This is a genomic window from Brevundimonas diminuta ATCC 11568 (genome assembly GCF_000204035.1).
Classification (GTDB): Bacteria; Pseudomonadota; Alphaproteobacteria; order Caulobacterales; family Caulobacteraceae; genus Brevundimonas; species Brevundimonas diminuta.
Window position 1 is genome coordinate 2,185,482 of record NZ_GL883086.1, and the last position, 7,910, is coordinate 2,193,391.

General features: G+C 68.2%; 8 protein-coding genes. 3 read left to right on the forward strand and 5 right to left on the reverse strand.

The features are described 5' to 3' along the window. Nucleotides 1-2,185: coiled-coil domain-containing protein (locus BDIM_RS14485; protein ID WP_169312159.1), on the reverse strand; the 2,185-nt coding region annotated here is incomplete at its 3' end. 244 nt (nt 2,186-2,429) lie between these two features. Here BDIM_RS14485 and BDIM_RS14490 point away from each other — a divergent pair. Both BDIM_RS14490 and BDIM_RS14495 read left to right on the forward strand, forming a co-directional pair. Next, complete coding sequence (locus BDIM_RS14490; RefSeq protein WP_003166340.1) at nt 2,430-2,648, forward strand: hypothetical protein; 219 nt, start codon at nt 2,430-2,432, stop codon at nt 2,646-2,648. A gap of 64 nt (nt 2,649-2,712) precedes the next feature. Beyond that, complete coding sequence (locus BDIM_RS14495; RefSeq protein ID WP_040346328.1) at nt 2,713-3,219, forward strand: pyridoxamine 5'-phosphate oxidase family protein; 507 nt, start codon at nt 2,713-2,715, stop codon at nt 3,217-3,219. Nucleotides 3,220-3,260: 41 nt separating this feature from the next. Here the strand turns inward: BDIM_RS14495 and argF are convergent, their stop codons facing one another. From argF to BDIM_RS14515, 4 genes are all read right to left on the reverse strand, one after another. Further along, entirely contained in the window at nt 3,261-4,178 is a 918-nt protein-coding gene (gene argF / locus BDIM_RS14500) for an ornithine carbamoyltransferase (protein WP_003166342.1), read from the reverse strand. Nucleotides 4,179-4,330: 152 nt separating this feature from the next. Beyond that, nucleotides 4,331-5,506: an aspartate aminotransferase family protein gene (locus BDIM_RS14505; RefSeq protein ID WP_003166343.1), complete on the reverse strand. Its 1,176-nt coding sequence runs from the start codon at nt 5,504-5,506 to the stop codon at nt 4,331-4,333. 134 nt (nt 5,507-5,640) lie between these two features. Next, nucleotides 5,641-6,555 (reverse strand): M20/M25/M40 family metallo-hydrolase, encoded by a 915-nt coding sequence (locus tag BDIM_RS14510; protein ID WP_040346329.1) that lies wholly within the window; start codon nt 6,553-6,555, stop codon nt 5,641-5,643. An 85-nt stretch (nt 6,556-6,640) separates the two neighbouring features. Then, nucleotides 6,641-7,480: an ABC transporter permease gene (locus tag BDIM_RS14515; protein WP_003166344.1), complete on the reverse strand. Its 840-nt coding sequence runs from the start codon at nt 7,478-7,480 to the stop codon at nt 6,641-6,643. A 235-nt stretch (nt 7,481-7,715) separates the two neighbouring features. Between BDIM_RS14515 and BDIM_RS14520 the strand changes: the two genes are divergently transcribed. After that, nucleotides 7,716-7,910 (forward strand): GcrA family cell cycle regulator (locus tag BDIM_RS14520; protein ID WP_040346331.1); only part of this gene is annotated, 195 nt, incomplete at its 3' end.

Consider the following 7,910-nt stretch of genomic DNA (forward strand, 5'->3'; position numbering starts at 1 on the left):
TCTCGGCGGGCGCCGCATCGTCGCTCGACGTCGGCGCCAGGGTGAAGCCGCCCGGCAGGGTCAGACCCGAACCGCCCGCCACCTGCAAGGTGGCGTAGCCGCCGACGACGCCCAGAGCCGCCACGGCCATGGCGCCCAGCGCCGTGCGCATGGTCGAGCTCTGACGGCCGGCCTGCTTGTCCAGACGCTCCTGCAGCTTGGACTTGCCGCCGCGCTTAGCCAGGCCGAAGGCCTGACGCGGCGCGGCCTCGTCTTCGGGCGCCATGGCCGCGCGAGCGGCCTCCAAAACGTCGCGGGTCGAAGCCGCAGCAGGCTCCTGCGCCGGCTCTTGCGGCGTGACGAAATCCAGCTCGGCCGAAAAGTCGTCGACGTCCGCCGCCTCGCCGAGGTCGAACGGCTGACGGTCGGCGTCCTGATCGGCCGCAGCGTTCAGAATGTCGCTGACGTCCGCGCCGCCGAACAGGTCTTCATCTTCCAGAGACGCAGCCTTCGGCCAGGCGTCGGCCGCGACCCGGCCGAACGGCGCCGCCGTCTTCGGTTCGGTTCCCAGAAGGTCAGTCTCCAGCGGATCGCCGAAGATGTTCTCAGCGCCCGGTGCGAAATCCGACACGGTCTTCGGGGCGTCGCCCGTCACAGGCTCGACGGACCAATCCTCGACCGGATCGGCGAAGGCCGTCGCGCGCCAGTCATCGCTGGCGGTTTCCGCCGGTGTCCAGGGCGCGGGGTCGGGGCTTTCCAGCGGCGGGGCGCGACGCGGGGCGCGATCGGCGCGCTGCTCCATGCTGTCGCGGGCGTCGGCCAGTAGGCGCGCCGTGCGCTCCTCGCTCTGACGCATCCGTTCGGCCAGATCGCCCGAGGCGCTCTCGTGGCGCTGATGCATCTTGTCGGCGCTCTCCGCCAGACGGCGGCCGATATCGTCGATAGCCTGGGCCGAGCGGCGCTCGGACTGGGCGATGCGTTCGCTCAGGCGATCCGAGATGCGGGCGATCTCGCCGCCCAGACGCTCCAGCGCCAGGGCGTGCTGATCGTCGGCCTGGGTCAGACGCTGGTCCACCGTCTCAGCATGGCGGGCCAGGTCGCGCTGCAGCTTCTGCTCCAGCGCCGTGATGCGGGCGTCCGACGGCCCCACGCCGCCGGCTTCGACCTTCTCGACCCGGCCGTTGAGGTTGCGGGCGATCCGCATGATCTCGCGGCCCATGCCCTCGACCGCAGCGGCCGAGCGCTGCTCGGCGGCGCGGGCCTGATCGCCGATGGCGGCCAGGGCGCGTTCGATCCGTTCGACGCGTCCCTCGGTCTCGACGGCGTCGAGGCGGCGGATCATCTCGGTGCGGCTGGACTCGACCTGGCGCGTCAGGCTCTCGGCCAGCTTCTCGAAACGCGAGGCCTCGCGCGCGTGGTCCGGCTCGATGCGGCGCTCGGCGTCGCGCATCCGCAGATCCAGGGCGGCGAACGACCGCTCCAATCCCTTCAGCGCATCAGAGGTGCGCGACTGGGCGTCGTCCAGACGCACGCCGACCTGCGACAGCAGGGAGGTTCCGGCGCCCGGCCCAGCCGCCTTCTCGACCGCCTCGATGCGATCGCGCAGCTCGCTGACGCCCGCGCGCTGGCGCTCGTCCATCTCATAGAGACGGGTGGAGACGGCGGTCAGGGCCGCGTCCAGCTTGTCCAGTCCTTCGCGCGCCTCGGTCCCGGCGTCCTGCTCCAGACGACGCAGGCGACGATGGCCCTCGCGCAGCTCTTCGGCGATGTCGTCGATGCGGCGGGCCTTGGCGGCTTCGGCTTCGTCCTGCGTCTCAAGACGGCGCACCAGACCGGCCACGGCCTGGTCGATGCCCTGGATCGCGAGGGTCGAGCGGCGCTCGGCCGCCTCCAGACGCTCGGCGATCACCTCCAGCGAAGCGCCCATGCGGCCCAGGTTCTCATGGCGGCCCAGGCCTTCATGCCGGTGCACATCCTCGCCATAGACGTCGTCCAGGCGGCGCGAGCGGCTGCGGCGGTCATAGGGGTCCGGAATGGGCGACCGGCGCGGCAGGGTGGCGACGCCGTCGTCGTCGTCCGGCTCATCCATGATCATGGAGTTCAGCCACTCGCCCAGGGTCATGCCCGAACGTCGCGCCAGATCCTTGGCGATCTCGCGCGCCTTGGGATCGATGCCCTTCACGCTCCACGGCGCCGCTGCGGTCACTGATTCGCCTCCCGACCCATGGCGCGAACGGTATCCTTCCAGATAAAGCGTGTAAACGTGTCGTTAACCGCTAGATGTGGCGCCTCGTCGCGAGTCGCCGACGGCAGCCGACAGGCCGCTGATGCGCCCGACATGGTTAATGCCGCGTTTAGATTAACCGCGCATCAAGAAATACGGCCACGCTGGCGATCCTGCGCGCCCGAGCGCTTGCATCGCCGCCTCGGGCGCCCCAACTGGCGGCGTCATGGACGCCACGCTCACCCTGATCCTGCTGATCGTCTCGATCGCCGTCGTTGTCTTCGCAGGATGGCGAGGGTCGCGGCCGACAGACATCATGCGCGGGCCGCGCATGATGCCGTGGCGCTTCATCATGCTGCTGGCGGCCGCCCTGGTCTTCTTCCTGCTGATCCACCTGCTGGCGGAGCTGAGCGGGCGGCCTCTGCCGTCCGCGGCGCCGTTCTAGACGGGAACGCTCCGGCGCCGGGTTGGTTGTCCTGTCTCCCCGAACGACGAGACAGGAGACGATCTTGACCGACAAGCACCTGACGCCCGCCGAGGCCGAAGAGGCCTTCTGGAAAAGCCTGAAGTCCAGCAACACCGGGATGCTGGGACTGGATCGCCCCGGCTATCACAGCCAGCCGATGACCGCCTTTCGCGAGGCCGAGACTGGAACCATCTGGTTTTTCACCCGCGACGACACCGACCTAGCGCGCGACGCGGCGACGCCGGGACAGACGGCCATGTTCAGCTACGGCTCCAAGGACCAGAAGGTCTGGGCCTGCATCCACGGCGCCCTGTCGGTGCATGGCCACGACCGGGACGTCATCGAACGCTACTGGAACCCGGTGCTGTCGGCCTGGTATCCGGACGGCAAGGACGATCCCCGCCTGACCCTGTTGCGCTTCGACGGCGACGACGGCCGGGTCTGGGTCAGCGACGGCGGCTTGATGAAGTTCGCCTTCGAGATCGCCCGCGCCAACCTGACCGGCAAGGAGCCGGACGCCGGCGACGTGGTCGACGTCAACCTGCGCTAGGCCTAATTCGCCCTCAAGCAGCGCGAAGCGCGTTAGGCGACCTAGAAAGCTCCGAAGCACCAGGCCAGGACCGCCTTCTGAGCGTGCAGGCGGTTCTCGGCCTCGTCCCAGATCAGCGACTGCGGGCCGTCGATGACGGCGTCCGTCACCTCTTCGCCGCGGTGGGCGGGCAGGCAGTGCAGGAAGACGGCGTCGTCGGCCGCCTCGGCCATCAGGGCCTCGTCGACGCCGTAAGGCTCGAAGGCCGCCAGGCGGGCCTCATAGTCCTGATCGCCCATCGACACCCAGGTGTCGGTGACGACGACGTCGGCGCCCTTGACCGCCTCGCGCGGGTCGCTGGTCAGGTGGACGTGGGCGCCGCCCTTCTCCAGGTCGCGCAGGTCGGGGTGATATTCCGCCGGGCAGGCGACGTGCAGGTGGAAGCCGAACTTGGGCGCGGCGTGCATGAAGCTGTGGCAGACGTTGTTGCCGTCGCCGATCCAGGCGATCGTCTTGCCCTCGATCGGGCCGCGATGCTCCTCGATCGTCATCAGGTCGGCCAGGATCTGGCACGGGTGGCTGCGGTCGGTCAGGCCGTTGACCACCGGCACGGTCGAGACGCGGGCGAAGCGCTCGACGTCCTCATGGTCGTTGGCGCGGATCATCACGGCATCGACCATGCGCGACAGGACGCGGGCCGTGTCCTCGACCGGCTCGCCCCGACCCAGCTGCATGTCAGCGGCGGTGGCGATTATGGAGTCGCCGCCCAGCTGGCGGATGGCCGCGTCGAAGCTGAAGCGGGTGCGGGTCGAGTTCTTCTCGAAGATCATGGCCAGGACGCGGTCCTTGCCCGGCGCATCGGCGTCGGCGCGGCCCTGGGGCCAGCCTTTTCGGGCGCGTTTTCGGGCGTGGGCGTCGTCCAGAATGGCGCGCAGATCAGCTGCGTCCAGGCGGTGGATGTCGAGGAAGTGACGAACCATGACCAAGCCTTCTCCCTCCCCTTCATGGGGAGGGTGGTCCCGCAGGGACCGGGTGGGGGCGGCCCTGCGAAAGTCTGGAGGTAGAAGAAAGCGTCCCCACCCGGCCTCGCCTCGCGGCTCGGCCCCCTCCCCAAGGGGAGGGAGAAACAGCGTCAGCCCGCGACCTTGGCGCGGGCGAACTCGCAGGCCTTCTCGAACTTCTCGATAGCCTCGCGGGCCTCGTCGAGGGTGATGTTCAGCGGCGGCAGGACACGGACCAGGTTGTCGCCGCCGCCGGCGACCAGCAGCCTGGCCTCATCACGGGCCCAGCCCATGAACTCGCGGTTATTCGGAACCAGCTTGACGCCCAGCAGCAGCCCCTTGCCGCGCACCTCGACGATCACGTCAGGGAAGCGCTCCTTGAGGCCGTGAAGTTGCTGGGTCAGATAGCCGGCGACCTCATTGACGTTGTCCAGGATGGCGTCCGACGACACTTCGTCGAAGGCGGCCTGGCCGACGGCCATGGCCAGCGGGTTGCCGCCGAAGGTCGAGCCGTGGACGCCGACCGTCATGCCCTTGGCCGCCTCGGCGGTGGCCAGGCAGGCGCCGATGGGGAAGCCGCCGCCCAGGGCCTTGGCGATGGCCATGATGTCCGGCGTCATGCCGGCCCATTCGTGGGCCCACAGCTTGCCGGTCCGGCCCATGCCGCACTGGACTTCGTCGAAGATGATCAGGACGCCGTACTTGTCGGCCATCTCGCGCATCCAGCGCAGATCGGCGTCCGGCGTGGCGCGGCAGCCGCCCTCGCCCTGCACCGGCTCCAGGATGATCGCGGCCGTGTTGGGGTTCTCGAAGGCGGCGGTCAGGGCGGCCTTGTCGCCCCACTTCAGCTGATGGAAGCCTTCCATCTTGGGCCCGAAGCCCTCGGTGTAGCTGGGGTTGGCGGCGGCGTTGATGGCGCCGTAGGTGCGGCCGTGGAACGAGCCGTCGAAGCCGTAGATGTCGATACGCTCAGGCTGGCCGTTGGCGACGTGGAATTTGCGCGCCGTCTTCAGGGCGCACTCGATCGCCTCGGTGCCCGAGTTGGTGAAGAAGACGACGTCGGCGAACGACTTCTCGCACAGGGAGTCGGCCAGGGCGTCCTGCCCCGGAATCTTGAAGATGTTGGAGACGTGCCACAGCTTCTCGGCCTGGTCCTTGACCGCCTGCACCAGCTTGGGGTGGGCGTGGCCCAGGGCGTTGGTCGAGATGCCCGAGACGCAGTCCAGGTATTCCGTGCCGTCCGTGGACCAGAGGCGGACGCCCTGGCCGCGCTCCACTTCCAGCGGCGCGCGATTGTAGACACCCATCAGATGACCGGACACTTGGCAGACTCCATAAAGCGAGACGGTCCCGACGCGTCTGCGACGGGACCGCTTTGGAAAAGGGCGACGAACTTGTCGGGCGCTATTTCCGCTTAGTCAACACCGCGAGAGGCGCGAATTCAGCGCAGTTGCGCATCCAGCTTCTGGATCAGGGCCGCATAGGTCCGGCCCGCCAGGTCGATGGTATGGCCCTCGACCGCTGCGATGGCGTCGTCCTTGGAGTGGATGACGCGGAAGACCTGAGGGACGAAGCCCTCGGCCAGGCCGTTGGTCTCGCCGCCGTTGAAGGCCAGCCACATCTGGTGGGCGCCGACCTCATCCTGGAAACCGAGCGAGACCACCGGCGCGCCCGCCGCCGAGAAGGCCCGGTCGTCGGACGGCGGATATTCGGGGAAGCCGACGCACTGCTGGGCGCGCTCGGCGCATAGCTCCTGCACGGCGCGGGTGACGAAGGCCGACTGCGCCCCATTGTTCTGGCCGTACATCATGGTGTCGCCGTAGGCGGCGACATCCGAGTTCACCACGGCCGCGATATTGGCGATCCCATGCGCCTCGATCCACTTCTTGGCGCCGATCAGGCCCAGCTCCTCCTGGTCGAAGAAGATGATGCGGATGCGGTGCGACAGCGGCGCCTCGCGCAGGATCTTGGCCGCCTCGATCAGGGCGACCACCGAGCCGGCGTTGTCGACCAGACCGTCCGCCATCGTCCCGTCGCGCAGCTTCACCGCGTCGTAGTGGGCGGTCAGCAGGATCTCCTTCTCGCCCTCGCCGATGACGACGACGACGTTGGAGCCCTGCATCGGACCGGCGCGGCCGCCGCCTTCGAAGGTCTCGACCGTGGGCGCAAAGCCCTCGGCTCGCAGCTGGCTCAACAGCACCTCCAGACGCTCGGCGTTGGAGGGCTTGGCGTAGGCGCCGACCTGTTCACGCAGATCGGCGGCGCGATCCTGGGCGAAAGAGGGCGCGGCCGTCAGGCAGACGACGGCCAGGCAGGCGCCGCTGACGGCGGCTTTCAGGCGAAGGTGAAACGACATGGCGAGGCCCTTTCGCGAGACCCCTCGCCTCGCGCTCGACGCCTTGCTTAAAGCGAAATCGGTTCAGATGCGACCGCATCTGGACTCAGCTCTTCAGCCGCCAGCCCGAACGGAACACCAGCCAGCAGGCTGCGCCCATGACCACGGTCAGCACGGCGCTCATGACCACGCCGACCATCAGGCTGCCCTCGGCATGACCGATGAAGCCCGCCCGGAAGCCGTCGATCAGGTAGAAGAAGGGATTGAACTTGCTGATGCTGGCGAAGGGCTCCGGCAGGCTGTCGACCAGGTAGAAGGTGCCCGACAGGAAGGTCATCGGCATGACCACGAAGTTCTGCACCGCCGACAGATGGTCGAACTTCTCGGACCACAGCCCCGCCAGCACCCCGACCATGCCCATCAGCAGGGAGGCGATCAGGCCGAACCAGACGATCAGGGCGACGTTGGCCAGCCCCAGCTTGGCGAAGGGCATGACGCAGATCGCCGTCACCAGCCCCACCGCCACGCCGCGCGTCGCCGCGCCCAGGGTGAAGCCGACCGTCAGCTCCAGCGGGCTGAGCGGCGGGGTCAGGAAGTCGGTGGCCGTGCCCATGATCTTGGCCTGGATCAGGCTGGACGAAGCGTTGGCGAAGGCGTTCTGCAGAATGGCCATCATGATCAGGCCCGGCGCGACGAACTCGGCGAAAGGCGTGCCGTGCAGAGGCGGCCTCGCCCCCTTCAACGCCACCACGAAGACCATCATGTAGAGCAAGGTCGTCACGACCGGCGCCGCCACCGTCTGGGCGCCCACCTTCCAGAAGCGCCGGACCTCCTTCAGGTAGAGGGTGCGCAGCCCCACCCAGTTGATCCCGTCATAGCGACGAGGCTGGGGCAGGCCGTGAGGTGCGGCGGAAGAGGCGTCGGGACCGGCGATCAGGTGCGTCATGCCGCCTCAGATGCGACAGCCAAGCCGGTTTCGCAAGGCGCAGCCCCTGTGGATGACGCCCAAGAAATTGAGTCAAATCGGGACATTAACCATACTAGATGTAGTTTCTGTGGACAGGTGAATTCCCACATATTGCGTGTTTTAAGGGGTGATTTACGATTAGAGGCGTGATGAGGGGCCGAAATTCGGACTCCGGCACAAGATATTGAATCCGACTTCTCCGCAGGAGGGCGACATGAACCCAGGCTGGACCGAAGACCGCGTCGGCGCGCTCAAGAAGCTGTGGCTGGAAGGCCAGTCAGCGAGCCAGATCGCCAAGGCTCTGGGCGGCGGCGTGACCCGCAACGCCGTGATCGGCAAGGTGCACCGCCTCGGCCTGTCCGGGCGAGCCGCGCCGTCGCAGCCCGCCCGCACCACCTTCCGCCCGGCC

Bases quoted from the DNA above. Each gene is read 5' to 3' on its own strand.
- BDIM_RS14510 (WP_040346329.1), bottom strand. From the start codon at position 6,555: ATGTCGTTTCACCTTCGCCTGAAAGCCGCCGTCAGCGGCGCCTGCCTG.
- BDIM_RS14490 (WP_003166340.1), top strand. From the start codon at position 2,430: ATGGACGCCACGCTCACCCTGATCCTGCTGATCGTCTCGATCGCCGTC.
- BDIM_RS14505 (WP_003166343.1), bottom strand. From the start codon at position 5,506: ATGGGTGTCTACAATCGCGCGCCGCTGGAAGTGGAGCGCGGCCAGGGC.
- argF (WP_003166342.1), bottom strand. From the start codon at position 4,178: ATGGTTCGTCACTTCCTCGACATCCACCGCCTGGACGCAGCTGATCTG.
- BDIM_RS14515 (WP_003166344.1), bottom strand. From the start codon at position 7,480: ATGACGCACCTGATCGCCGGTCCCGACGCCTCTTCCGCCGCACCTCAC.